Source organism: Streptomyces sp. NPDC040432, assembly GCF_055595445.1.
The window spans coordinates 735,436-760,142 of the sequence record NZ_JBVIVP010000001.1 but is presented as its reverse complement, the minus strand read 5'-3'; the positions used below and the strand labels follow the sequence as shown (position 1 = coordinate 760,142).

General features: G+C 74.0%; 25 protein-coding genes. 13 read left to right on the top strand and 12 right to left on the bottom strand.

The window, feature by feature from the left end; genetic code table 11:
• Nucleotides 1–22: 22 nt before the first annotated feature.
• Nucleotides 23–556, bottom strand: coding sequence for a hypothetical protein (locus ACZ58N_RS03450; RefSeq protein WP_471155039.1), 534 nt, complete (start codon nucleotides 554–556; stop codon nucleotides 23–25).
• Between the two features lie 156 nt (nucleotides 557–712).
• Between ACZ58N_RS03450 and ACZ58N_RS03445 the strand changes: the two genes are divergently transcribed.
• The gene (locus ACZ58N_RS03445; protein ID WP_471155036.1) at nucleotides 713–1,624 is read left to right on the top strand and encodes a Gfo/Idh/MocA family protein; all 912 of its coding nucleotides are present in this window, start codon (nucleotides 713–715) and stop codon (nucleotides 1,622–1,624) included.
• Here the strand turns inward: ACZ58N_RS03445 and lnt are convergent.
• The 5 genes from lnt to ACZ58N_RS03420 form a co-directional block, all read right to left on the bottom strand.
• Nucleotides 1,563–3,107, bottom strand: a complete 1,545-nt coding sequence (gene lnt / locus ACZ58N_RS03440; RefSeq protein ID WP_471155033.1) for an apolipoprotein N-acyltransferase — start codon at nucleotides 3,105–3,107, stop codon at nucleotides 1,563–1,565. The genes ACZ58N_RS03445 and lnt overlap by 62 nt on opposite strands.
• Before the next feature lie 47 nt (nucleotides 3,108–3,154).
• Nucleotides 3,155–3,622, bottom strand: coding sequence for a nuclear transport factor 2 family protein (locus tag ACZ58N_RS03435; protein ID WP_471155031.1), 468 nt, complete (start codon nucleotides 3,620–3,622; stop codon nucleotides 3,155–3,157).
• Nucleotides 3,623–3,690: 68 nt separating this feature from the next.
• Complete coding sequence (locus ACZ58N_RS03430) at nucleotides 3,691–3,867, bottom strand: hypothetical protein (protein ID WP_281207139.1); 177 nt, start codon at nucleotides 3,865–3,867, stop codon at nucleotides 3,691–3,693.
• 126 nt (nucleotides 3,868–3,993) lie between these two features.
• Nucleotides 3,994–4,872: an undecaprenyl-diphosphate phosphatase gene (locus ACZ58N_RS03425; RefSeq protein WP_385571672.1), complete on the bottom strand. Its 879-nt coding sequence runs from the start codon at nucleotides 4,870–4,872 to the stop codon at nucleotides 3,994–3,996.
• Between the two features lie 48 nt (nucleotides 4,873–4,920).
• Nucleotides 4,921–5,637 carry a TVP38/TMEM64 family protein gene (locus tag ACZ58N_RS03420; RefSeq protein WP_471155028.1) on the bottom strand — a complete coding sequence of 239 codons (717 nt, stop codon included), beginning with the start codon at nucleotides 5,635–5,637 and terminating at the stop codon, nucleotides 4,921–4,923.
• Between the two features lie 49 nt (nucleotides 5,638–5,686).
• Between ACZ58N_RS03420 and ACZ58N_RS03415 the strand changes: the two genes are divergently transcribed.
• The 3 genes from ACZ58N_RS03415 to ACZ58N_RS03405 all read left to right on the top strand — a co-directional run bounded on the left by ACZ58N_RS03415 (nucleotide 5,687) and on the right by ACZ58N_RS03405 (nucleotide 8,314).
• A complete protein-coding gene (locus tag ACZ58N_RS03415) occupies nucleotides 5,687–6,412 on the top strand; it encodes a DNA alkylation repair protein (protein WP_471155025.1) in 726 nt (241 codons plus the stop codon).
• A 186-nt stretch (nucleotides 6,413–6,598) separates the two neighbouring features.
• On the top strand, nucleotides 6,599–7,444 hold the full coding sequence (locus tag ACZ58N_RS03410) for a patatin-like phospholipase family protein (RefSeq protein ID WP_471155023.1): 846 nt from the start codon (nucleotides 6,599–6,601) through the stop codon (nucleotides 7,442–7,444).
• 78 nt (nucleotides 7,445–7,522) lie between these two features.
• Nucleotides 7,523–8,314 (top strand): spermidine synthase, encoded by a 792-nt coding sequence (locus ACZ58N_RS03405; RefSeq protein ID WP_471155224.1) that lies wholly within the window; start codon nucleotides 7,523–7,525, stop codon nucleotides 8,312–8,314.
• A 33-nt stretch (nucleotides 8,315–8,347) separates the two neighbouring features.
• Here ACZ58N_RS03405 and ACZ58N_RS03400 read toward each other — a convergent pair whose 3' ends face one another.
• Both ACZ58N_RS03400 and ACZ58N_RS03395 read right to left on the bottom strand, forming a co-directional pair.
• Nucleotides 8,348–9,652, bottom strand: coding sequence for an MFS transporter (locus ACZ58N_RS03400; protein ID WP_471155020.1), 1,305 nt, complete (start codon nucleotides 9,650–9,652; stop codon nucleotides 8,348–8,350).
• 82 nt (nucleotides 9,653–9,734) lie between these two features.
• Nucleotides 9,735–10,787, bottom strand: a complete 1,053-nt coding sequence (locus ACZ58N_RS03395) for a DUF8017 domain-containing protein (protein WP_471155017.1) — start codon at nucleotides 10,785–10,787, stop codon at nucleotides 9,735–9,737.
• Nucleotides 10,788–10,882: 95 nt separating this feature from the next.
• On the opposite strand from ACZ58N_RS03395, the gene ACZ58N_RS03390 reads away from it, so the two are divergent.
• From ACZ58N_RS03390 to ACZ58N_RS03380, 3 genes are all read left to right on the top strand, one after another.
• On the top strand, nucleotides 10,883–11,341 hold the full coding sequence (locus tag ACZ58N_RS03390; RefSeq protein WP_471155016.1) for a DUF4442 domain-containing protein: 459 nt from the start codon (nucleotides 10,883–10,885) through the stop codon (nucleotides 11,339–11,341).
• Between the two features lie 284 nt (nucleotides 11,342–11,625).
• Nucleotides 11,626–14,178 carry a beta-glucosidase gene (locus ACZ58N_RS03385; protein ID WP_471155014.1) on the top strand — a complete coding sequence of 851 codons (2,553 nt, stop codon included), beginning with the start codon at nucleotides 11,626–11,628 and terminating at the stop codon, nucleotides 14,176–14,178.
• Nucleotides 14,179–14,236: 58 nt separating this feature from the next.
• Nucleotides 14,237–14,920, top strand: a complete 684-nt coding sequence (locus tag ACZ58N_RS03380) for a DedA family protein (RefSeq protein ID WP_471155011.1) — start codon at nucleotides 14,237–14,239, stop codon at nucleotides 14,918–14,920.
• A gap of 87 nt (nucleotides 14,921–15,007) precedes the next feature.
• Here ACZ58N_RS03380 and ACZ58N_RS03375 read toward each other — a convergent pair whose 3' ends face one another.
• The gene (locus ACZ58N_RS03375) at nucleotides 15,008–15,550 is read right to left on the bottom strand and encodes a gamma carbonic anhydrase family protein (protein ID WP_471155009.1); all 543 of its coding nucleotides are present in this window, start codon (nucleotides 15,548–15,550) and stop codon (nucleotides 15,008–15,010) included.
• Nucleotides 15,551–15,681: 131 nt separating this feature from the next.
• On the opposite strand from ACZ58N_RS03375, the gene ACZ58N_RS03370 reads away from it, so the two are divergent.
• Nucleotides 15,682–16,434: an acyltransferase gene (locus tag ACZ58N_RS03370; protein ID WP_471155006.1), complete on the top strand. Its 753-nt coding sequence runs from the start codon at nucleotides 15,682–15,684 to the stop codon at nucleotides 16,432–16,434.
• Nucleotides 16,435–16,501: 67 nt separating this feature from the next.
• On the opposite strand, the gene ACZ58N_RS03365 is transcribed toward ACZ58N_RS03370, so the two are convergent.
• The gene (locus ACZ58N_RS03365; protein ID WP_281209845.1) at nucleotides 16,502–17,368 is read right to left on the bottom strand and encodes an EamA family transporter; all 867 of its coding nucleotides are present in this window, start codon (nucleotides 17,366–17,368) and stop codon (nucleotides 16,502–16,504) included.
• 108 nt (nucleotides 17,369–17,476) lie between these two features.
• On the opposite strand from ACZ58N_RS03365, the gene ACZ58N_RS03360 reads away from it, so the two are divergent.
• Nucleotides 17,477–18,067: a helix-turn-helix domain-containing protein gene (locus tag ACZ58N_RS03360; RefSeq protein ID WP_471155223.1), complete on the top strand. Its 591-nt coding sequence runs from the start codon at nucleotides 17,477–17,479 to the stop codon at nucleotides 18,065–18,067.
• A gap of 111 nt (nucleotides 18,068–18,178) precedes the next feature.
• On the opposite strand, the gene ACZ58N_RS03355 is transcribed toward ACZ58N_RS03360, so the two are convergent.
• A complete protein-coding gene (locus tag ACZ58N_RS03355; protein ID WP_471155003.1) occupies nucleotides 18,179–18,583 on the bottom strand; it encodes a CoA-binding protein in 405 nt (134 codons plus the stop codon).
• A 97-nt stretch (nucleotides 18,584–18,680) separates the two neighbouring features.
• On the opposite strand from ACZ58N_RS03355, the gene ACZ58N_RS03350 reads away from it, so the two are divergent.
• From ACZ58N_RS03350 to ACZ58N_RS03340, 3 genes are all read left to right on the top strand, one after another.
• Nucleotides 18,681–19,310: a YigZ family protein gene (locus tag ACZ58N_RS03350; protein ID WP_471155001.1), complete on the top strand. Its 630-nt coding sequence runs from the start codon at nucleotides 18,681–18,683 to the stop codon at nucleotides 19,308–19,310.
• Nucleotides 19,311–19,474: 164 nt separating this feature from the next.
• Nucleotides 19,475–20,644 carry an exonuclease SbcCD subunit D gene (locus tag ACZ58N_RS03345; protein WP_471154999.1) on the top strand — a complete coding sequence of 390 codons (1,170 nt, stop codon included), beginning with the start codon at nucleotides 19,475–19,477 and terminating at the stop codon, nucleotides 20,642–20,644.
• Nucleotides 20,641–23,652 (top strand): AAA family ATPase, encoded by a 3,012-nt coding sequence (locus tag ACZ58N_RS03340; protein ID WP_471154997.1) that lies wholly within the window; start codon nucleotides 20,641–20,643, stop codon nucleotides 23,650–23,652. Before ACZ58N_RS03345 ends, ACZ58N_RS03340 begins: the two co-directional genes overlap by 4 nt.
• Here the strand turns inward: ACZ58N_RS03340 and ACZ58N_RS03335 are convergent.
• Nucleotides 23,642–24,088, bottom strand: a complete 447-nt coding sequence (locus ACZ58N_RS03335; protein WP_471154995.1) for an Lrp/AsnC family transcriptional regulator — start codon at nucleotides 24,086–24,088, stop codon at nucleotides 23,642–23,644. The two genes, ACZ58N_RS03340 and ACZ58N_RS03335, sit on opposite strands and share 11 nt — an antisense overlap.
• Nucleotides 24,089–24,182: 94 nt before the next feature.
• On the opposite strand from ACZ58N_RS03335, the gene ACZ58N_RS03330 reads away from it, so the two are divergent.
• On the top strand, nucleotides 24,183–24,701 hold the full coding sequence (locus ACZ58N_RS03330) for a rhodanese-like domain-containing protein (protein ID WP_471154992.1): 519 nt from the start codon (nucleotides 24,183–24,185) through the stop codon (nucleotides 24,699–24,701).
• The last annotated feature ends 6 nt before the right edge of the window (nucleotides 24,702–24,707 follow it).

The following is a 24,707-nucleotide window of genomic DNA, read 5'->3' as shown; positions in this document are numbered from 1 at the left end:
GCGGCGGGCCCGGTCGTCGCGGTCAGCCGCCCTGGACGCCCGCGCAGATGCGGGCCTCGGGACTGTCCGGATGCCAGCGTCCGTGCCGACGTCCCAGCGCGCACACGTCCGCCGGGCGCACCGGCAGCTCCCGCACCAGTTCGCGCGGCACCCGCGCGCCGGGGCCCACCGGGTGCCGGCCGGCCTCGGGGAGCTCCTCGGCGTGCCGCACGGGCTTCGGCGGCTCCGGGATGTCGGGGACCGGCGGCGCCTCCCGCCGCGCGGCCGGCGCCGCCGACCCGCTGTGCGACGTCGTCGCCCGGTGGGGGGCGGTCGGGGAGGAGGGGTGTGCGGCGCTCTGCCCCGGCACCGTCCCCAACGCCTCCAGGGCGGGCGCCTGGACGACCACCGGCAGGGTCCCCGGCCCGCCGCGCGGCCCGTGCTGCGGCGGCGCTCCGGTCGAGGGCGCCGACGCCGGGAGCACGGGCGCCGGCGTCACATTCACACAACCGGAGACGGCCGAGACGGCACAGGCCACTCCCAGCAGCAGTTTCGTGGAGGTTCGGGTTGGATGCACCCGCGCAACTCTGCTGTGCGAGCACCCCGTTGCGAAAACCCTGGACGCATAATGCCCCCGCACGGGTGACGGCCGGCCGGACCGGCCCGGGTCCCGGGCGCCGACGCCGGCGATTAAGCTCGGGCCTCCCACAAGGAACACACCTGGAGGCTGCCGGTGAAGGTCGGCGTCATCGGACTCGGAGACATCGCCCAGAAGGCGTACCTGCCGGTCCTCACCACCCGCCCCGGGATCGAACTGCACCTGCAGACCCGAACCCCCGCGACGCTGGAGCGGATCGGCGAGATCCACCACATCCCCGCCGAGCGGCGGCACACCACGCTCGACTCCCTGCTCGCGCAGGGCCTCGACGCCGCCTTCGTCCACGCACCGACGGCCGCCCACCCGGAGATCGTCGAGCGGCTCCTGGAGGCGGGCGTTCCGACGTACGTCGACAAGCCGCTGGCCTACGAGTTCGACGCGTCACGGCGGCTGGTGGAACGGGCAGAGGAACGCGGGGTCACCCTCTTCGTCGGCTTCAACCGCCGGCACGCGCCCGGCTACGCGCAGTGCGTCGACCACCCGCGCGAGCTGATCGTCCTCCAGAAGAACCGGGTCGGGCTCCCCGAGGACCCGCGCACCCTGGTCCTCGACGACTTCATCCACGTCGTCGACACCCTGCGCTTCCTGCTGCCCGGCGAGGCCGACCACATCGACGTACGGGCCGTGGTGCGCGACGGGCTGATGCACCAGGTCGTCCTCCAGATGTCGGGCGACGGATTCACCGCCCTCGGCATCATGAACCGGCTCTCCGGCTCCACCGAGGAAGTCCTGGAGGTGTCCGGACAGGATTCCAAGCGCCAGGTCGTCAACCTCGCCGAAATCATCGACCACAAGGGCCAGCCGACGGTCCGGCGGCGCGGCGACTGGGTGTCCGTGGCCCGCCAGCGCGGGATCGAACAGGTCGTCGACACCTTCCTGGAGGCGGTGGAGAGCGGCAGGACGTTCAGCGCCCGGGACGCCCTGCTCACCCACGAGCTGTGCGAGCGGGTGGTCCTGACGGCTCTGGAGCAGGCCTCCCGGACCTGACCGCCCGGGCCGTCCGCGCCGCGCCGTACACCAGCAGCACGGCCAGGGCCGCCCCGGCGGGCCAGTTGCCGAAGCGGGCGTAGACCGTCGTGCCGGAGGCGAGCGGCACCTCGTACACCGCCGCCGCACCGGCCGCCGACGCGGGCAGGGCCGGGCCGATCCGGCCGCCCGACGGGCCGTGCACCACGCTGACACCGGTCAGGGTCGCGTGCACCACCGGCCGGCCGGTCTCGGCCGCCCGCAGGGCCGCGAGCGAGGCGTGCTGGGCCGGGGCCCAGCTCTCCTGGAACGTCGAGGTCGCCGACTGCGCCACGATAAGCGAGGCCCCCTCGCGGGCCAGGTGCCGACTCATGTCGGGGAAGGCCGACTCGAAGCACACCAACGGACCGAGGCGCAGCCCCCCGGGCAGGTCCATGACCACCGGGGCGGCGCCGCGCATCCGGTCCTCACCCGCCGCCTTGCCGACCGAGGTGGCCCAACCCAACACCGACCGGGCCGGTACGTACTCCCCGAAGGGGACCAGCCGCATCTTGTCGTACCGCTCCCCGGTGGGCCCCTCGGGCCCGATCAGCAACGAGCTCTTGTAGATCCCCGGCCGGTCCGAGCGGCGGGCGTCCACGTTGACGAGCAGCGGCGCCCCGACCCGCGCCGACAGGTCCGCCAGTCGGCGCGACAGGTCGGGCCGGGCCGCCAGGTCCGCGCCGACGCTGCTCTCCCCCCACACCACCAGGTCCGGGCGGGCGCCGACCACGCCCAGCGTCAATCGTTCCTCCGCGTCGAACCGCCGCTCCGCGCCGTCCGCCCCGCCCACCGGGCCGGGCTGTACGACCGCCACCCGCAGCACGCCCGTCACCTCCGGGCGCGGCAGCCACAGCCACACGGCCCCCGTCAGCACCGCGCAGCCCGCAACCCCGGCGACCGCCGGAGCCCGCGCACCCGGCACCGCGATCAACAACACCAACGCACAGTTGACGGCCACCACCAGCAGGCTCACCAGCCACACGCCGCCCACCGAGGCCAGCAGCAGCGCCGGCGGCACCTGCCACTGGCTGGCCCCCAGCAGCCCCCAGGGCCCGCCCAGCCCCTGCCAGGACCGCACCAGCTCCGACAGCAGCCAGCCCGCCGGTACGACGACCAGCGCGGCCGCGGCCCGCCCCCGCGCCGGCGCACCGCCGAGCAGCTCCCGCACCAGCAGGGCCCAGGGGATCCAGAGCACGCCGAGCAGCGCCGCCACCGGGATCAGGAACACGTGCAGGCTCGGCAGCAGCCAGTGGTGCACCGCCACGATGAACCCCGCGCCCCCCAGCCAGCCCTCCAGGGCCGCCCGCCTCCCGGAGGGGGCCGACCGCAGCAGCATCATCCACGGCACGAGGGCGAGGTACGCGAACCACCACAGCGCCGGGGCCGGGAAGGCGAGAGCGGGCAGCGCACCTGCGGCCACCGCGGCCGCCGCGCGCTCCCACCGGGTCCGCTTCGTGAGCATCGGGCGCCTCCGGTTCCAGTGTGGGACGGCATCGGGCAGGGCGCGGCTCAGGCCGACATGTGGCGCCACTTCTCGTGCACGGTGACCCCGGTCAGCCGCCAGCCGTCCCCGGTACGGACCAGGGTGAAGGTGTAGCGGCCCGCGGCGACGAAGTTGGGGGCCGTGACGGTGCCGTCGAAGTCCGCGCCCGCGAGCCGCATCGGATTGAGGAAGTCCGCCCGGACCTGCGCCGCGTTCCCGGGAGCCCCGCCCTCGTCCTCCAGCCGCACCAGCCGGTTCACGATGAGGTGCTGGCGCACCGGGAACAGCTTCATCGTTTCGGCGAGCCAGTCGGCGACCTCCGCGGCCGGGCCCGCCACCCCGCCGGCCGCGCTGTAGTCGGCCCGGCCACCGGGCGCGAACAGGGCCCGGTAGGCCTCCCAGTCGCCGTCGTCGACGGCGACCGCGTACCCCGAGACCACCTCGTCGATGGCCAGCCGGTCCATTACCGTCGCGAGGTCCACACGCTGCGTCATCGGGTCAGTCTGGGGCTGCCCGCCCCCGAGGCCAAGGGGCGTGCGCCGACCGGGTCATCCGCGGACGATCAGTGACCGGAAAGAACCTCCCGTTGGCGGACCACGACGAGGAAGGCATCGCTGTCGAGATCCATCACCACCTCCGCCGCGACGCCCTCGCGCTTGCGCTGCGCCGCGTACTCCTCGGCCGGCCAGCTACCCCTCGGACTTCCCGCCGGAAAACGCTCCAGTACCACGCGTCGCATGGGACACCCCCTCCGCCTGCCGGGTCCCTCCCGGCACACCTCTCTACGGGGACAACGACGCGGAGGCCGCCCGGGAACGTTCCCGAGCGGCCTCCGGTTCACGCGAAGTGGTGAGCGTACGGCCCGCTAGGAGCCGGACTCGCCCGCGTGCGGGCTGAGCACGTCCGTGCCGATCAGCACGAACAGCGCGATGCCCAGCACGATCCGGTAGATCACGAACGGCATGAAGCTCTTCGTGGAGATGAACTTCATGAACCACGCGATGACGGCGTACCCGACGAAGAAGGCGATCACCGTCGCGAAGACCGTCGGACCCCAGGAGATGTGGGTCGGGTTCTCCATCACGTCCTTGATCTCGAACGCGCCCGAGGCCAGCACGGCCGGGATCGCGAGGAGGAAGGAGTAGCGGGCCGCCGCCTCACGGGTGAAGCCGAGCAGCAGACCGCCGGAGATCGTCGCACCCGAACGGGAGACGCCGGGGATCAGCGCCATCGCCTGGCAGAGACCGAAGATCAGACCGTCCTTGACGCCCAGTTCCTTCAGCGTCTTGCGCTGGACGACCACCCGGTGCCGGCCGCCCTCCTCGTCGCGCGAGGCCTGCCAGTCGGCGAAGCCGAGCACCAGACCCATCACGATCAAGGTGGTGGCCGTCAGCCGCAGGTCACGCGCCGGACCGGTGATCTGGTCCTTGAAGAGCAGGCCCAGGATGCCGATCGGCAGCGAGCCGACGATCACCAGCCAGCCCATCTTGGCGTCCTGCTCGGAACGCAGGGCCTTCGTGTACAGGGAACGGAACCAGGTGGAGACGATCCGCGCGATGTCCTTGCGGAAGTAGATCAGGACGGCGGCCTCGGTGCCGATCTGGGTGATGGCCGTGAAGGCCGCACCGGGGTCGTGCCAGCCGGCGAACGCCGCGGTCAGGCGCAGGTGGGCACTGGAGGAGATCGGGAGGAACTCCGTAAGCCCCTGGACGAGACCGAGGATTAGGGATTCGAACCAGCTCATGTCGGGGTGCGCTCGTCCTTGTGATCGTCGGGCAGTTCGGGTCCGATGCTAGGGCCCGTGGGAAGCGGCCGTGACCACAGGGGGGTGTTGGGGCAGGGGCTCGTACGCGACGACCGGCGCCAAGCGGTGCCGCTTGCGCCACGCGACGACCGCGGCGATCATCCCGGACACCGCGATGAACCCGAACGAGGCCAGGAACGCGGGCGATCCGGGCGAGGAGGCACTCGCCCCCGCGATCACGTAGGCGGCGGTGTTCGGGACCGTGCCGAGCGCCGTCGCGCACAGGAACGGCGCCCAGCCGCACCGCGACACCGCCGCGATGTAGTTGGCCGCCGCGAACGGCACCCCGGGGAAGATCCGCACCGCGAGCATCGACCGGAAGCCGTGCCGGCTCAACTGTGCGTCGGCCGCCTTCAACCAACGGCCGCGAAGGTACGGGCGCAACGCCTCCTGACCCATCGCCCGGCCCAGACCGAAGGCGATGCCGGCCCCCACCACCGTCCCCGCGACGGCCGCCACCAGCCCGAACTGGGTTCCGAAGACCGCCCCCGCCGCCAGGTTCAGCAACGGCCTCGGCACGAACGCCGCCGTGCACAGCCCGTACGCTCCCGCGAACACCAGCACCGCCACGCCCACCGGCAGTTCCGGCGGCCAACCCTGGGAGAGCAGCCGCTGCGGCTCGTACAACACCACGCACGCGCCGGCCGCCAGCAGCAGCACGACGAGCAGCGACAGCCGGGTCCGCGGCGCGAGGAGGAGGGACATTCCGGGAGACTAACCGACCTGTGCGACGCACCGCCGTAATCTGGGCCTCATGCGGCCGGACACCCGACGACCCCCGGAGATCCCGCCCAGCGCACTCGCCGACGTCCTCATGGAACGGCTCACGGCCGCGTACGGGTCCGCCGCCGATCCGGCGCAGGCCGGACCCATGACCGCCTACATGAAGGACGTCGCCCCCTTCCTCGGCATCCGCACCCCGCAGCGCCGCGCCCTCTCCCGGACAGTGACGAAGGACACTCCGCCCCCCTCCGAGGCGGACTGCGCGGCCCTCGCGCTGCGCTGCTGGTCACTCGCGGAACGTGAGTACCACTACTTCGCCGTGGACTACCTGCGCCGGCACGTGCGGCGCTGCTCCTCGGCCTTCCTGCCTGTGGTCCGCCACCTGATCGTCACCACCTCCTGGTGGGACACCGTCGACCTGCTCGCCGCCCACACCGTCGGACCGCTCGTGGCGGCCGACCCGCGGCTCGGGGCCGTCATGGACGAATGGACGGACGGGGAGGACCTCTGGCTCGCCCGCGCGGGGCTGCTGCACCAGCTCACCTACAAGTCCGCCACCGACAGCGGTCGGCTCTTCGCCCACTGCCGCAGGCTTGCCGGGCACCCCGACTTCTTCATCCGCAAGGCCGTCGGCTGGGCCCTGCGCGAGTACGCGAAGACGGACCCGGACGCCGTGCGCGCCTTCGTCACCGCCGAACGGGACCGCCTCGCACCGCTGTCGGTGCGCGAGGCGCTCAAGTCCCTCCGGAACACCTGACCGGCCGGCACCCGACGCCACCGGTGTCCGGTCGACCCCGCCCCGGAGGGTCACGGGGGAGCGCTGACAGGTTTCCCCGGGGCGGTGACCGGGATCGGCCGCCCCCGGCCGTGGTGGCGGCGGCCGTGCTGCGTCAGACTGCCGTCACCACACGGCGGGACACGACGGGCAGGACGGGGACGGGCCATGAGCGGCGACACGGCGCTGGTACTGGGCGGCGGAGGACTCACCGGCATCGGCTGGGAGACCGGCATCCTGTACGGACTCGCCCGCGAGGGCGTCGACCTGAGCGGCGCCGACCTCGTCGTCGGCACCTCCGCCGGCTCGGTGGTGGGAGCCCAGCTGACCTCCGGGCTGCTCACCCCGCAGGAGCTGTACGAACGCCAGCTCGGCGACGCCGCAGGGGAGGCGCCGGCCAGGTTCGGACCGGGCCTGCTCGCCCGGTACGCCGTCGCGATGGCCCGCTCGCGCGACGCCGCGCAGTACCGCCGACGGATCGGCGCCATGGCCCTCGCCGCCGACACCGGCCCGGAGGCCGTGCGCCGCGAGGTGTTGAAGGCCCGCCTCGTCTCCCACGAATGGCCCGAGCGCCGCCTCGTGGTGACCGCCGTGGACGCGCTGACCGGCGAGCTGACGGCCTTCGACCGCGCCGGCGGCGCCGCCCTCGTCGACGCGGTCACGGCCAGCTGCGCGGTGCCCGGGGTGTGGCCCCCGGTGACGGTCGCGGGCCGCCGGTTCATCGACGGCGGGGTCCGCTCGGCGACCAACGCGGACGTCGCCGCCGGCTACCGACGGGTGGTGATCATCGCGCCGATGGCGCTCGGCGCCGGAAAGATCCCCTCACCCGCCGCCCAGGCGGAGCGGCTGCGCGCGGCCGGCGCGCGGGTCCTGCTGATCACCCCCTCCGCACAGGCGCGCAAGGCCTTCGGACGCAACGTCCTGGACCCGGCGCGCCGTGACCCCGCCGCCCGCGCGGGACTGGCGCAGGCCCCCGCGCACGTGGCCGGCGCGAAGGCGGTCTGGAGCGGCTGACCCGCGCCCGACAATGGACGGGTGAGCGACGAACAGATCCCGGTGATCCGGGACGTGGGCCAGGGCACCGCCAAACTGATGCCGGACGTGGACCGGGACCGGGCCTGGTTGCTGACGGTCGACGGGGCGCCGCAGTCGTACGTCGACCTCGACGATCCCGAGCACCTGGAATTCGAGTACGTACGCCGCCTCGCGCACGTCCTGGACTGCGCGGGCGAGCCCGGCGCCGCCCTCGACGTGCTGCACCTGGGCGGCGGCGCGCTGACCCTGCCGCGCTACGCCGCCGCGGCCCGCCCCGGGTCCCGGCAGACGGTGGTGGAGTTCGACGCCGCCCTGGTGGCCCTGGTCACGGAGCACCTGCCACTGGCCGCCGGGGCGGAGGTGACGGTGCACGCCGCCGACGCGCGGGCCTGGCTGGCGTCCGCTCCGGCGGCGAGCGCGGACGTACTGGTCGCCGACGTGTTCGGTGGCTCGCGGGTGCCGGCGCAGCTGACCTCGGTGGAGTACGCGAGGGAGACCGCCCGGGTCCTGAGGCCCGGCGGCCTGTACGCCGCCAACCTGGCGGACGGGGCGCCGTTCGACTTCCTGAGGGGGCAACTGGCGAACTTCGCGGCCGCCTTCGGGGCGGTGGCGCTGATCGCCGAACCGGCGGTGCTGCGCGGGCGGCGCTTCGGGAACGCGGTGCTGCTGGCCTGCGACTCCCCCCTGCCGGTGGCGGCCCTGGCCCGGCGCTGCGCCGGTGACGCGTTCCCGGCCCGGGTGGAGTCCGGCCCGGGGCTGGCCCGTCTCATGCGGGGTGCCCGGACCGTGCCGGACGCGGAGGCGGTGGCCTCGCCGGAGCCACCGCAGGGAGCCTTCGAGCTGGGCTGAGACGGCGGGCCCGGCCGCGGAGCCGGGCCCGTCTCACACCGCGGCGGGGCTGGGGCTCTCCGTCGGGGCCGGCAGCCGCGGGGACTTCGCCGGAGGGGGCTTGCGGGTCATGTTCCGCACGTCCGGGACGAAGAGCACCGCGGCCGTACCGACCACCACCAGCGCGGCGCAGCCCCACAGCGAAGGGGCCCGGCCGAAGGCCGACTCGGCGGGCCCGGCCAGGGCGGTGGCGAGGGGCAGCATCGACACCGAGCCGAACCAGTCGTAGGCGGATACCCGGGAGAACTTCTCCTCGGGGATCTCCTGGTGCATCGTGGTCATCCAGTTGACGCCGAACACCTCGATCGCGGCGCCACTGACGAACATCACCGCGCACAGCGCCCACACGGGCAGCGGCACCGCCAGCCCCGCCGACGGAAGCGCCAGCGGGAACACGCACAGCGTGCCGACCAGCAGCAGCCTGCGGGGTTTCCACACCATCATCAGGACGGCGCCGGCGATGGTCCCCACCCCGAAGAAGGCCAGGGCCACGCCCCACGGCGCGGGGCCGCCCAGCTCGTCGCGCGCGACGAGGGGTCCGTACACCGCTTCCGCGGCGCCGACGACGGCGACGACCACGGAGAACTGGAGCACGATGGTCCACAGCCAGGGTCGGGTCCGGACCTCCACCCAGCCTTCGCGCAGGTCGGCCAGCAGGCCGCCGCCGGGAGCCCGGTCGGCGACGTGACCGACGTCCAGGAACGCCCGTAGGGCGCCCGCGAGCGCGAAGGCCAGGGCGTCGACGGCCAGCACCCAGCCCGGTCCCATGGCGGCGATCATGGCCCCGCCGAGGGCGGCGCCGCCGATGCCGGCGCCGTTCATGGCCATCCGGAAGAGCGCGAAGGCGCGGTTGGCGTGTTCGCCCGAGACGCTGGAGAGCAGCATGCCCTCGGCGGCCGGGTTGAAGAAGGCCGTTCCGGTGCCGCACAGCGCGGTGAGCAGCATCATCTGCCACAACTGGGGGTCCCCGGTGAGGACGAGGACGGCGAAGGCGCCCTGTGAGACGCAGTTGAGGGCATTGGCGGAGACCATCACGCGGTGGCGCGGCAGCCGGTCGGCGAGCGCGCCGCCGATGAGCAGGAAGAGGACGAGGGGCAGCGTACGGGCGGCCGCGACGAGGCCGACGTCCCCGCCGGAACCACCCGACTCCAGGACGGCGAAGGCGGCTGCGATGAGCGCGCCGTGGCTGCCCAGGTTGGTGATGACCGCGGCACCCGTCAACAGGGTGTAGTTGCGGCCGGCCCACGCGGGCCGACGGGGCGCGCGGGTGGGGGAGGGGAGGTCAGGGGGTGGACTCACCCGTGGACTCTCCCCGCTCCGGGCCGGAAATCCAACCGAATTATCGGAAAGCGGATGACCGGCCCGGAGGTGGGAGCGGGGCTCAGTTCGGCGGCGTGGCCTCGGTCAGCCGGACCGTGCTGAGGATCTTCTCGTACGTCGCCTGGTCGACCTCGCCCGGGACGCCCGCTGCGCCGTAGAGGACCCAGGTGGAGAAGTCACCGTTGGCGGTCTTGAAGCTGAACGCGATGCTCTTGCCGTCGGAGTCGCACTTGTTCTCCTTCGGGACGCCGGTCACCGTCGCCGAGGTGACGTGGCCCTTGAGGCCGGAGGTGGAGGTGTACTCCTTCGGCTCGGTGAACTTGACGATCTCCTTGGGCTGCTTCTGGGCGTAGCCGCCGTAGACCCAGGTGCCGGCCTCGCTGCGCGAGGCGGAGGCGGTGTCCTTGGCGCCCTGGCCGCCCTTGGTGCCGGTGCCGGCGAGCGAGGTGCTCTCCTCACTGCCGTTCTTGTCGGAGTCGACCTTGCACCAGTCCTCCTTGAGGTAGGCCGGCGCGGACATCATGACGAACGGGCCGCCGTCGGTCTTGGTCGCGTCCTCGAACCCGATGGACGTGCCCGAGCCGAGCACGTCCCACTCCGGCGGGACGTCGAAGGCGGTGCCGTACTTCGGATTGATGACCACCTTCCAGCCGGCGATCAGCGGCTTGAGGTCCCCGCCGGAACGCGGGTTCCCGCTCGGGGCGGGCGGCGCCGCCGGGGAACTGGCGGGGGCGGAGGGGGAGGCGGCCGGCTTGTCGTTGGCCTCGGTCTTCTTGTCGTCGTCCCGGGTCAGCACGAAGGCACCGGTGACGGCCGCGGTCACGATGACCGCCGAGGCCGCGACGATGGCCACGGTCCGCGTGGCGAAGGGGCTGCCACCGCCGCCCGGCGCCGGGGCCGACGGCTGCTGGGGCGCGCCCCAGGGCTGGACCGGAGGAGGCGTCTGATGGCCCGCCTGCGGGTATCCGTAGCCGGGCTGCTGCTCGCCGAACCCCGGCTGCGGTTGCTGCTGGTACGGGTTCGGCTGCTGCCCGGGCTGCTGCTGGTACGGGTTCTGTCGCGGGTCCTGGGGGTTCTGCTCGCCCCCGGGCTGCTGCTGCTGTCCTGGCCACATGGCCGGTAACGATAGTGGGCGCGACCTCCGGGAGCCACGGCCGCCCCCGGGTAGGTATGGCCAAGGCCTTCTACTCGTGGGTAACATCGCGTGGCATGAGCGCAGAACAGATGAACGTGGGCGAACTGCTCGCCCGGACCGTGCCGATGGCAGGCACCCTGAACCTTGAGTTCCTGGAGACCACCCCCGAGCGTGCGGTCGTCCGCCTGCCGGACCAGCCCGCCTTCCACAACCACGTCGGTGGCCCGCACGCCGGTGCGATGTTCACCCTCGCCGAGTCCGCCAGCGGCGCGATCGTCCTGGCCGCCTTCGGCGACCAGCTCTCGCGCGCGGTGCCCCTCGCCGTCAAGGCCGAGATCGGTTACAAGAAGCTCGCCAAGGGCGTCGTCACCGCCACCGCCACCCTCGGCCGCCCCGCCGCCGAGGTCGTCGCCGAGCTCGACGCGGGCGGGCGCCCCGAGTTCCCCGTCACCGTCGCCATCCGGCGCGAGGACGAGGCCGTGACGGGCGAGATGACGATCCTGTGGACCCTGCGGCCGATCGCCGCCGGCTGACGGGCACACACGCATTCGGGGTCGGGTCGACCCGACCCCGCGACGCAGGGGGTCACCGCCACGAGGATCGGCGGTGACCCCCTGCGCGCGTCGTGGAGCCGGCGCTCGGGGCCGGAGGCGCCCGCCGGGCCGCCGCAGGACTGAACCCGGGACGCCGCGGGGCGCGTCCGGCCCGGCCCCGGGGTCCCGGCGCGCACAGTGGGCCTCGGGAGCGGTCCGGCGCGGGCCGCTCCCGCCCACCGATGCCGAGGCCGGCGCCCGGGCGCCGCCGCAGGGGAGCGCCCATGAGCGAGGCCGTGTCCAGACGTTCCGCGATCCGGCTGCTCGGCGCGGTGGGCGCCACCGGCTGCGCCGCGGGTGCGGCGGGCTGCGTGGCCGGCGTGCCTCCCGGTGCCCTGCCCCGCAAGGCGTCACCGGCTCCGGCCGCCGCCGGGAAACCGGCCGTCGGGGCCCGCGTCGACGCCCTGCTGGAGCGGCTCACCCTCGACGAGAAGACAGCCCTGCTGCACGGTGGCAAGGACCCGGACCCGGACCCGGACCCGGACGCGAATCCGGATCCGCGGGGCCGCGCCGGATACGTGGCGGGCGTGCCGCGCCTGGGCATCCCCGCGCTGCGGCTCGCCGACGGGCCCCTCGGCGTCGGGGGCGCCGCCGGTGGGACGGCCACCGTGCTGCCCGCCCCCGTCATGCTCGCCTCCGCCTTCGACCCCGCGCTGGCCCGCGAGTACGGGCAGGTCCTCGGCCGCGAGGGCCGCGCGTACGGCCGGGACGTGTTGCTCGGGCCGCGGGCCAACCTGATCCGCACCCCGTACGGGGGACGCAACTTCGAGACCTTCGCCGAGGACCCGCGGCTGACCGCCGACATCGTCGGCCAGGTCGTCCGGGGCATCCAGGACGAGGGGCTGATCGCCGCCGTCACGCACTTCGCGCTCGACGACCAGGAACAGGGCCGCGACACCGTCGACGTGAGCGTCGGCGAGCAGACCCTCCACGAGACCGCCCTGCGGGGCTTCGAAGCGGCCGTGGCCGCCGGGGCGGGTGCCGTGACCGCGGCCCGCCACAAGATCAACGGCGTCCACGCCTGCGAGAGCGGTCCCCTGCTCGACGAAGTGCTGCGCGGCCGCTGGGGGTTCGACGGATGGGTGCTGTCCGACCCGGACGCCCTCCACAGCACCGTCGCCTCGATCACCGCCGGCCTCGACATGGAGATGCCCGGCGGCACCCACTTCGGCGGCCCCCTGCGCGAAGCCGTGCACGGCGGCTCCGTCCCGCAGGAGGCCGTGGACCTGGCCGTACGCCGCGTCCTGACCACCCTGGACCGGTTCGGCCTGCTCACCGACACCCCTCCGGCCCGCCCCGCCCCGCAGCCGGCCGCCGGAACCCGCACGGCGCGGAAGGTGGCCACCGCCGGGGCGGTGCTGCTGCGCAACGAACGCGGCACCCTGCCCCTGACCGGCGTGGCGGCCCGCTCCATCGCGGTCATCGGCCCCACCGGCGGGGTCCCCCTCGTCGCGGGGGCCGGCAGCGCGCGGCCGGCGCCCGCGACGAGCGGAACCCTCTCCCCGCTCGCCGCCCTCACGCGACGCGCGGGCAAGGGCGCCGCCGTACGCCACGCCCTCGGGGAGGACCCGTACGGCAGGGCGATGCCGCCCGGGCTGCTGACCCCGAACGCCGCGCTCGACGACCGGCGGGTGGAGGCCGGCCGTTCCTGGAGCCACGAGGGGACGTTCACGCTGGCCGCCGACGACGAGTGGACCCTGCTCGTCCACCACACCGGGGAACGGCCGTCCGTCCGGCTCGACGGTGAGGAGCTGTTCCCCTCCCGGCCGGGGTCGGCCGAGCAGCCGGGCGGGGCCCTGCTGGGCCACGCCCCCGACGGGCTGCGCGTCGGTCGGCGCACGCTCGCGCTGAAGGCGGGCGTCCACCGACTCGCCGTCACCGCCGAGGGCGGCGCCGACGGGCAGCGGTTCCGGCTGCGGCACACGACCCGGGCCACGCGGGCCGCGGACGTCGCCGAGGCGGTGAGGGTCGCCCGGGCCGCGCACAGCGTGGTGCTGTTCGCGTTCGAGGAGGCCGTCGAGGGGCACGACCGGACCTCACTGGGGCTGCCCGGCGGACAGGAGGCGCTGATCGAAGCGGTGACCGCGGCCAATCCCCGGACGACCGTGGTGCTCAACACCTCCTCGTGCACGACCATGCCCTGGCTCGCCCGTACGGGTGGGGTCCTCCAGATGTACTACCCGGGCCAGGAGGGCGCCGGAGCGACGGCCGACATCCTCTTCGGGGACGTGGACCCGGGGGGCCGACTGACCCAGACCTTTCCCGCCGACGAACGGACCACCCCCGTCGCCGGGGACCTCCTGCGCTACCCGGGGGTGGGAGGCCGGCAGGAGTACGGCGAGGGCGTCCACGTCGGCCACCGCTGGTACGACGAGCGCGGGGCGGCCCCGCTGTTCCCCTTCGGACACGGGCTCTCGTACACGACGTGGGCCTACGAGAAGCTGACCGTACGGCCCGAACGCAGCGGCCTCCGCGCGGAGTTCACCGTACGCAACACCGGCCGCCGCAAGGGCACCGAGGTCGCACAGGTCTACCTCGGGCCGTCGGAGCGACTCGCGCTCGACCAGCCGGTGCGGGTGCTGGCCGGATACCGGCGGCTCGTCCTGGCGCCGGGGGAGTCCCGACGGGTCACCGTGGACATCGACGCGCGGACGCTGTCGTCGTGGGACGCGGAGCGGCGGGCCTGGGTGCCCGGTACCGGTCGCCGGGAAGTCTTCGTCGGCCGGTCGTCACGCGAGTTGACCTTGCGGGCGAAGGCGGTCGTGAGGAGCCGATAGGCTGCCCCGTCCGGCGCGCCACGGGAGCCCGCCGGCGAGAACTCGGGAGGACCCACCGGTGCACATCCAGGAATGGCTGGAGACGATTCCGCCGATCAGCGTCTATCTCCTGGTGGGTCTCGTCATCGGGCTGGAGAGCCTGGGCATTCCCCTGCCCGGGGAGATCATCCTGGTCAGTTCGGCCCTGCTGGCGTCCCAGCACGGGGAGATCGACCCGGTGGTCCTGGGCCTGTGCGCCATCGCCGGCGCGATCATCGGCGACTCGATCGGCTACGCGATCGGTCGGCGCGGGGGCAAGCCGCTGTTGGAGAAGCTGGGGCGGCGCTTCCCCAAGCACTTCGGGCCCGAGCACGTGGCCCTCGCGGAGCGCTCCTTCGACAAGTGGGGCATGTGGGCCGTCTTCTTCGGCCGGTTCGTGGCCCTGTTGAGGATCTTCGCCGGGCCGTTGGCCGGCGTCCTGCGCATGCCCTACTGGCGGTTCCTCGTCGCGAACATCCTCGGCGGGATCCTCTGGGCCGGCGGTACCACCGCCGTCATCTACTCGGTCGGCATCGTCGCCGAACCCTGGCTGAAGCGGTTCTCCTGGCTGGCGCTCGCCCTGGCCGTGGCGGGCGGCCTCATCGTGACCCTCGTGATCCGCAGCCGCATGAAGAAGGCCGCGGCGCAGATCCGCGAGAGCGCGGACGCGGACACGGATGTGGATCCGGCCCCGGCGCCCGTGACGGCGGGCGTCGCGGACTGACGGCACGGTTCTACGTCGCGGGCCCGCGACGCGCCCGCCGCCACGGCCCCGGGCCCGGTACGTGCCGGGCCCGCGCCGTCGGGTGCCTCAGGCCGGCGTCACCGACGCGCGGTGCTGCTCGGCGAGCGCGGTGTACATCGCGGCGTTGACCTTGATGCCCTCGCGCTCCTCCTCGGTCAGCTCCCGCCGCACCTTCGCGGGCACGCCCGCGACCAGGGAGCCGGGCGGGACCACCATGCCCTGGGGGACGAGGGCCTGCGCGGCGACCAGCGAACCGGCGCCGATCACGGCGCCGTTCAGCACGGTCGCGCCCATGCCGATGAGGCAGTCGTCCTCCACGGTGCAGCCGTGGACGACGGCGTTGTGGCCGATCGAGACGCGTTCGCCGATGGACACCGGGAAGCCGGGGTCGACGTGCACGGTGCAGTTGTCCTGCACGTTGCTGTCCGCGCCGAGCGTGATCGGGCCGCAGTCGGCGCGCAGCACCGCCGAGTACCAGATGCTCGCGCCGGCGCCGAGCGTGACGTCGCCGACGACCACCGAGGTGGGCGCGGTGAAGGCCGTCGGGTCGACGGTCGGCTGCTTCCCGCCGACGCCCGCGATGAGTGCCTGGCCCGCCTGAAACGTCATGATCTCTTCCTCTGCTTCCGGATGCCGCGCTACCGGCACCGTAGGGCACGCGTCCGGCCGGTCCGGCGATGGGGTGAAGATCACAGGTCGGGGGTCCCGACGCCCGGCGCGCGGACCACTACCGTGGCCGGGTGCCGAAGAACCAGAACACGTTCTCATCCCTGACCGCCCTGCGCCGCCGCGTCGCGGGCCGGGTGGCGCACGCGGGATGGCGCTGGATGCAGCAGGCGGGCGCGATCACCGCACAGAACCCGGGGCGCCTGCGCTTCGACGCCATCGGCGACGGCACCCGGCTCGCCTTCCCCCAGGGCACCGTCTTCGGTGAGCGGTGGATCCGGCTCGGCGCGCACTGCATCATCGCCGAGCAGGTGACCCTGACCGCCGGGATGATGCCCGACCTCGACCTCGGCCGGGAGCCGGTCCTCGTCCTGGGCAACGGAGTGGTCCTGGGTCGGGGCAGCCACGTCATCGCCGACACCCGCATCACCATCGGGGACGACACCTTCTGCGGTCCCGGCGTGTACATCACCTCCACCAACCACAGCTACGACGACCCGAACGAGCCCGTCGGCCGGCAGTGGCCCCGCAGCGCGCCGGTGGAGATCGGGCCCGGCTGCTGGCTCGGCACGGGCGCGGTGATCCTCCCCGGGGCCCGGCTGGGCCGCAACGTGGTGGTGGCCGCCGGATCCGTCGTCCGGGGCGAGGTGCCCGACCACGCGGTCGTGGCGGGGGCGCCGGCCCGGATCGTACGCCGCTGGGAGCCCGCGACGGGCTGGCAGCCGCCGCTGCGGACCCCGGCGCCGGTGCCGATCCCCGACGGGATGACACCGGAGCAACTGCGCGGGCTGGCGCAACTGGCGGAGGCCGAGGCGGGCGGGGCCTGAGGGCCTCCCGGCGGCCGGCCCGGCCGGCCCCGAGGGTCTCGGCCCCCGGCCCGGCCGCCCCGGTGCCTCAGCCCGCCGCGAGCAGCACCGTTCCGGCCAGGGCCAGACCGGCACCCGCCGCCTGGATGCCGCGCAGTCGCTCCTTGAGCACCGCGAAGGCGGCCAGCGCGGTGATCACGGGATACAGCGAGGAGAGCACGGCCGCCACGGTGACGGGGCCGTTCTGCGCGGCGACGGAGTACGTGCCGTTCGCGGCGACGTCGGCGAGGCCGACGAAGGCCAGGGCGGGCAGCATGCCCCACAGGACGCGCGGCCCGGTGCCCTCCGGCAGCGCGGGCACGCCCCGCCGGGTCTGCGCCCACAGGGCGGCGCCGCCGACCGTGACGTTGGTGACCCGCTGGACGAAGAGGGCGAGGAACAGGCCGGTCACGGTCGTGGAGGCCTCCGCGATGAGGGCCATCACCGCGCCGAATCCGAACGCGGCGACGAGGGTGAGCACCACGGCCCTGCGCTGTACGGGCGCTCCCCGCAGTTCGGGTCCGCCCGCGAGGACGATGCCGACCACGGCCACCGCGATGCCCGCGAACTGCCCGGGGCCGGGCCGCTCGCCCAGCAACAGCCCGGCTCCGACCGGCACGACCACTCCGACGGATCCCAGCGGCGAGACCACGCCCATCGGGCCGAGGGCCAGCGCCTTGTAGAAGCTCAGCATCGCGACGGGGCCGACGAGGCCGGCACCCACGGCGAACCACAGCTGGGGGCCGGCCTCCCGCCAGGCGCCCGTGCCGATCACCACCGCGCCGAGCACGACGACCGCGACGACCTGGGAGACGACCACCACGGTGAGCGCCGGAATCCGGCGGGTCAGCAGTCCTCCGCCGAAGTCGGCGAGTCCCCACAGGACGGCTGTGGCCAGGGCGAAGAGGGCGGTCATGGCAGGGGCCTCGCAGTACAGTGCGGTGAACGGTGGGGTGCAGGATCGAGTACGCCGTAGGTTAGTTCACTTTGTTGTACTGCGTCATTCAAAATATTGGACGGAATGGTGTCGGACCTCGAACAGCTCACCCAGGCGCTCGCCCGGAACCTCAAGCGGTGGCGCGGCGAGCGCGGATTCACCCTCGACGCGCTGGCGGCCCGCGCGGGGGTGAGTCGCGGCATGATCATCCAGATCGAGCAGGCGCGGACCAACCCCAGCGTCGGCACGACCGTCAAACTCGCGGACGCCCTCGGCGTCAGCATCACCACCCTCCTGGACCACGAGCGCGGCCCCCAGGTACGCGTGGTGCCGCCGGGGCAGGGGGTACGCATGTGGACCGGGGACGCCGGCAGCGAGGCGCACATGCTGCTCGGCGACGACCGGCGCGGACCGGTCGAGATGTGGACCTACCGGCTGGAGGCGGGGGACGGGACCGCCTCGGATCCGCACCCCGCCGGAACCTTCGAGATGCTGCACGTCACGGCGGGCGAGCTGACCCTGGTCATCTCGGAGGAGCGCCACACCGTGCCCGCGGGCGGAGCAGTCTCCTTCGAGGCGAACGTCCCGCACGCGTACCGCAACGACGGCGCCGTGCCCATGGAGATGACCATGGCCGTGTCGATCCCGCCGGTCCACGGCGTCAACGGGCACCACTAGGACCTGTCGTCGAACTCCCGTCTGCCTCGCGGTCCGGGCGACGACGGGACTTCGACGACAGGCCCTGGGCAGCCCGGCCCCCCGACCCCTCCCCACCCGGGGAGGGGTCGGTCACAGGGCCGGGATCTCGATCGCGGGGCAGCGGTCCATGACCATCTCCAGGCCCGCCGCGCGGGTCCGGGCGAAGGCCGCCTCGTCGATCACGCCCAGCTGGAACCAGACCGCCCGGGCACCGGCCGCCACCGCCTCGTCCGCCACCGCCCCGGCCAGGGCGCTGTTCACGAAGACGTCCACCACGTCCACCTCGAAGGGGATCGCCTCCAGCGAGGCGTACCCCGGCTCGCCGTGCACGGTCTCCGCCTTCGGGTGCACGGGAACCACGCGCTTGCCGTGCCGCCGCAGGACGCGGGCCACGCCGTAGGCCGCCCGGTCCTCGTTGTTGGACAACCCCACCACGGCCCAGGTGTCGCCGAGTTCGGTGAGGATCCTGCGGATGGTCTCCTGGTCGCCGTACACGCGCGCCGCCTCCTGTTGTATTGGCCCGTCGCCGGGTCGGGTCTCTCCGCCCGATCAACGAAAAGGACACCTGTCCGATTCCCCGTAGGGTGGAGCGGTGAAGGCAGACCAGTACGTGACGGTGGCCCGGGAGGGCGTGCACGAGTCGGAGATCAACCGCTCGCGGTTCCTGTGCTCGCTCGCGCCCGCCGCGACGGAGCGGGAGGCGCAGGAGTTCATCGCGCGGATCCGCAAGGAACACCCCACCGCCTCGCACAACTGCTTCGCCTACGTGATCGGCGCGGACGCCTCGATCCAGAAGGCGAGCGACGACGGGGAGCCCGGCGGCACCGCCGGGGTCCCCATGCTCCAGATGCTGACCCGGCGCGACATCCGCTACGCCGTCGCCGTCGTCACCCGCTACTACGGCGGGGTGAAGCTCGGCGCGGGCGGCCTCATCCGGGCCTACGGCGGAGTCGTCGGCGAGGCCCTCGACGCGCTCGGGACCGTCACCCGCCACCGCTACCGACTGGCCACCGTCACCGTCGACCACCAGCGGGCCGGCAGGGCCCAGAACGACCTGCGCTCCAGTGGCCGCGCCGTGCTGGACGTGCGCTACGGCGAGGCGGTCGCCATCGACATCGGGCTCCCCGAGGCGGACATCGAGGCCTTCCGTGCCTGGCTGGCCGACATCACCGCCGGGACCGCCGGCTTCGAGCTCGGCGGCGAGGCCTACGGCGAGGGCTGAGCCCCACGCCGACGCCCCCCGGTGTCCGGCCCGGCACCCCGGCCCCCGTCACTCCTGAGGTCCGAGGAGCGGAAGGACGCGGTGGTGGAACCGGGGAACGGGTTAGCCTGGAGGGTCGGAGCAGGGCCACGAAGGAGATCAAGCGTGCGGGTCGGAGCGAGCGAGTGAAGTTCCTGCACACCTCGGACTGGCACCTCGGCAGATCGTTCCACCGGGTCAACATGCTCGGAGCCCAGGCCGACTTCGTCGACCACCTCGTCGCGACCGTCCGGGAACACGAGGTCGACGCCGTCCTCGTCGCCGGGGACGTCTACGACCGGGCCGTGCCCCCACTGCCCGCCGTCGAGCTGTTCGACCGGGCCCTGCACCGGCTCGCCGAACTCGGCGTGCCGACCGTGATGATCTCCGGGAACCACGACTCGGCCCGCCGCCTCGGCGTCGGGGCCGGGCTCATCGGCCGGGCCGGCATCCACCTCAGGACCGACCCCGCGGGCTGCGCCGACCCCGTGGTGCTGGCCGACGTACACGGCGAGGTGGCCCTCTACGGGCTGCCCTACCTGGAACCGGCCCTCGTCAAGGAGGAGTTCGGCGCCGAGAAGGTCAGCCACGAGGCGGTGCTGGGCGCCGCCATGGACCGGATCCGGGCCGACCTGGCCGGCCGGATGCCCGGAACCCGCTCCGTCGTCCTCGCCCACGCCTTCGTCACCGGCGGGCAGGCCAGCGACAGCGAACGCGACATCACCGTCGGCGGGGTCGAGGCCGTGCCCGCCTCGGTCTTCGACGGGGTCGACTACGCCGCCCTGGGCCACCTCCACGGCTGCCAGACGATCAACGAACGGGTCCGCTACTCCGGTTCCCCGCTCGCCTACTCCTTCTCCGAAGCCGACCACCGCAAGACGATGTGGTTGATCGAACTCGACGCCGACGGCGCGATCACCACCGCCGAACGGATCGACACCCCCGTACCCAAGGACCTCTCCCGGCTCCGCGGGCGCCTGGAGGAGCTCCTCGACGACCCGACCCTCACCCCCCGCGAGGACCACTGGATCGAGGCGACCCTCACCGACCCGGTCCGCCCCGCCGACCCCATGGCCCGCCTCGCCGCCCGCTTCCCGCACACCCTCAGCCTCGCCTTCGAACCCGAGGGCCGCGAGGAACACGAGGCGGCCTCCTACGCCCAACGACTCAAGGGGCGCAGCGACCAGGAGATCGCCGAGGACTTCGTCGCGCACGTCCGCGGCGGCGGCACCCCCGACGACGCCGAACGGGACGTGCTGCGGGGCGCCTTCGACGACGTGCGCGCCCAGGACAGCCGTCAGGAGACCGCCCGATGAGGCTGCACCGGCTCCGGATCACCGCCTTCGGGCCCTTCGCAGAACCCCAGGAGATCGACTTCGACGCCCTGTCCGGCGCCGGGATCTTCCTGCTCCACGGACCCACCGGCGCGGGCAAGACCTCCGTCCTCGACGCCGTCTGCTACGCCCTCTACGGATCCGTGCCCGGCTCCCGACAGGCACCCGGCACCAGCCTGCGCAGCGACCACGCCGGCCCCGACGTGCCGACCGAGATCACCCTCGAACTCACCGCGGGCGACCGCCGCCTGGAGATCACCCGCCGCCCCGAACAGGACCGGCCCAAGAAACGCGGCACCGGCACCACCAAGGACAAACCGCAGAGCCTGCTGCGCGAGCACACCGGCGACGGCTGGACCGCGCTCAGCCGCTCCCACCAGGAGATCGGCGAGGAGATCGAACAGCTCCTCGGCATGAGCCGCGAGCAGTTCTGCCAGGTCGTCCTGCTCCCTCAGGGCGAGTTCGCCCAGTTCCTGCGCGCGGGAGCCGAGGCCCGCGGCCGGCTCCTCGGCCGGCTCTTCGACACCCGCCGCTTCGCCGCCGTCGAGGCACTGCTCGCCGAACGCCGCCGGGCCGCCGAGGCCAAGGTGCGCGCCGGCGACGAGAAGGTCCTCGCCGCCGCCCAGCGACTCGCCCAGGCCGCAGGGGACAGCGCCGACCTGCGCGCCTGGCCCCTGCCCCGCCACCAGCCGGGCGATCCCGGCCTCGCCGAGGCCGTCCGGGCGTGGGCGGCCGTGGCCCGCTGCTCGGCGCGGGAACGGCTCACCGTCGCCGAGTACGCGCTGGCCGCCGTCGAGGGCCGGCACGCGGCCGCCCGGCGCGATTCCGAGGACGCCCGCGAACTCGACCGGCTCCAGCAGCGGCACGCCGAGACCACCCGACGGGCGGAGCGGCTGGCCCAGGACGCCCCGGAACGCGAACGCGTACGGAACCTCCTGGACCGGGCCCGCCGCGGCGCCCTCGTGGCTCCCGCGCTGGAAATGCGCGGAGCCGCGGCGGCTGCCCACCTCACCGCCGCACACGCCGAGACCGTCGCCCGCTCCGTGCTCCCGCCCGCCCTCGCCGAAGCGGGCACCGAACAGCTCGCCGCCGTCGAACAGGGGCTGCGCGAGGAACTCGGAGCGGTCGGCGCCGCCCGCCGGGCCGAGCAGCGCAGCGCCGAGATCGGCCGCGAGCGGGCCACCCTGGAGCGGGAGACCCGGGACGCCGACGAACAACACCAGGAGTCCCTCGACTGGCTCGCCCGCTGGGACGGAACCCGGGCCGCCCTCCAAGGACGGGTGGACGCCGCCCAGCAGGCCGCGACCCTGGCCGAGCAACTCGCCGGCCGGCTGGAGCCCGTCCGGATGCAGCTCACCGCCGCCGGCCGCCGGGACGCCCTGGCCGCCGACGCCGAGGCCGCCGCGGCCGAACTGCTCCTGGCCCGCGAGGGGTCCGCCGCCGCACGCGAGAGCTGGCTCGAACTCAAGGAGGCCCGGCTGCGCGGCATCGCCGCCGAACTGGCCGAGGCCCTCACCGCCGGGGAACCCTGCACGGTGTGCGGGTCGGAGCAGCACCCCGCCCCGGCCCGCCCCGCCGCCGGGCACGTCGACCGGGCCGCCGAGGACTCCGCCCACGCCCGCTTCGAACAGGCCGAGGAGCGCAGGGCCACCGTCGAGCGCAGGCTCGCGGCCGTCCGGGAGGCCGAGTCCGAGGCCGCTTCCGCCGCCGGGAAGTCGACCACCGCCGAACTGCGGGCGCTCACCGCGGACCTGGGTGCCCGGCACGCCGCCGCCCACGCGGACGCCGCCGCCCTGCACACCGCCCGCGAACGGCTGGCCCGCGCCGAGCGCGAGCACGCCGCGCGCAGCGCCGACCGGCTCGACTCCGAACGCCGGGCCGCCGCCCGCTCCGAGCGGCGCGAGGCCCTCGACCGGGAACAGGCCTCCCTGGAGGCGGAATTGGTCCTCGTACGGGGCGACGCCCCCAGCGTCGCCGCCCGCGCCCGTGTCCTGGAGGACCGGATCCGGATGGTCACCACGGCCGCCGACGCGCTGCGCCGGGCAGAAGTCACCACCGCTCGGCTGAAGGAGGCCGACGGCCAGCTCGCCGACGCCGCCTTCAAGGCCGGCTTCGACACCACCGAGGCGGCCTCCGACGCCGTGCTCCCCGAGTACGAGCGCACCGCCCTCCAGCACCGCACCGACGCCTGGCAGGCGGAGGAGGCCATGCTGGCCGAGCGGCACGCCGAACAGGACACCGCCCGCGCGGCGGCCCTGCCCGCCGCCGATCCGTACACCGCCGAGGCCCGCGCGGAACGCGCCGCCGCCCGACTGCGCACCGCCGGCTCCGCCGTCGACGCGGCCCGGGTGCGCTGCACCGAGCTCGACCGGCTCTCCCGGCAGGCGGAACACGAACTGCGCGCCCTGGGCCCGCTGCGCGCCGCGTACGAGCGGGTGGCCCGACTGGCCGGGCTCACCGCGGGCACCTCCTCCGACAACGAGCGCAGGATGCGGCTGGAGTCGTACGTCCTGGCCGCGCGCCTGGAGCAGGTCGCGGCCGCCGCGACCGTCCGGTTGCTGCGGATGTCCGGCGGCCGCTACACCCTGGTCCACTCCGACGCCAGAGCCGGGGGCCGCGGGCGCTCCGGGCTCGGACTGCACGTCGTCGACGCCTGGACCGGCAGCGAGCGGGACACGGCCACGCTGTCGGGCGGCGAAACCTTCTTCGCCTCCCTCGCGCTGGCCCTGGGACTGGCGGACGTGGTCACGGACGAGGCCGGAGGCATGCGCCTCGACACCCTGTTCATCGACGAGGGCTTCGGCAGCCTCGACGACCAGGCCCTGGACGAGGTCCTCGACGTCCTCGACTCCCTGCGCGAGCGGGACCGCAGCGTCGGCATCGTGAGCCACGTCGGCGACCTGCGCTCCCGCGTGCAGGCCCAGTTGGAGATCGTCAAGCAGCGCGGCGGTTCGGTGGTCCGCCACCGCACGGCGGCGGTCACGGACTGAGCGGTCGCCGGGACAGCGGGGACGAGTAGACGACGCTCGTGGTGACCGGGCCGAGGCCCGAGATCCGGCCCGTGACCTCCTCCAGGTGACCCATCGAGCGGGCGGTGACCTTCAGGACGAAGCAGTCGTCGCCCGTGACGTGGTGGGCCTCCAGGATCTCCGGGGTGGCTTCGAGGAAGTCGTGGAAGGGCTTGTAGTTGCCGTGCGGGTAGCGCAGCCGCACCAGGGCCAGGATGGCCTTGCCCAGCTTCTCGTGGTCGACGACGGCCGTGTAGCCGGTGATGATCCCCGCCTCCTCCAGCCGGCGGACCCGTTCCGTGACGGCGCTCGCGGACATGGACACGGCGCGGGCGAGCTCGGTGAAACTGGCGCGGCCGTCCTCCTGGAGGACGCCCAGGATGCGCCAGTCGGTGGCATCGGGGGAATAGTCGGTCATCCCGCAGGTCTAGCAGGGGAATCCCCGGGGGAACAAGCCGAAGGCCGGGGAATCTCGCTTCCCCGGGGGTTCGGCAGTTCGTAGATTCGTGTCCATGACGACGACAACGAACACCGCGGTCCCGACCGGCACCGGCGTGAACCCCGTGCTCCGGGTCCCCCCGGCCACCCCGGCCGCGGCCGCCGCGTACTTCGCCGCGAGCCTGGCCTTCCACGCGGACGTGTCGGACGTCGCCGCCGCCTTCAAGGCCCACCGCGAACAGGGCGCCGAGCTCGGATTCCAACTGGTCGACTCCCGCTCCACCCCTTCGTGGGACCAGGCCCACGTACCCGGCGCCGTCCACCTCCCCACAGCCCTGGTCCCCGAGCAGGCGGAGCGGCTCCTCGACCGGAACGTGCCCGTCGTGACCTACTGCTGGGGCCCCGGCTGCAACGGGGCCACCCGCTCCGCCCTCGCCCTGGCCGAACTCGGATTCCAGGTCAAGGAGATGCTCGGCGGCATCGAGTACTGGATCCGCGAGGGCTTCGAGGTCGAGACCTGGCAGGGCACCGAGCGGCGCGCCGAGGCCGACCCGCTGACCGCGCCCACCGACTCGGACGACTGCGGCTGCTGACCCGCC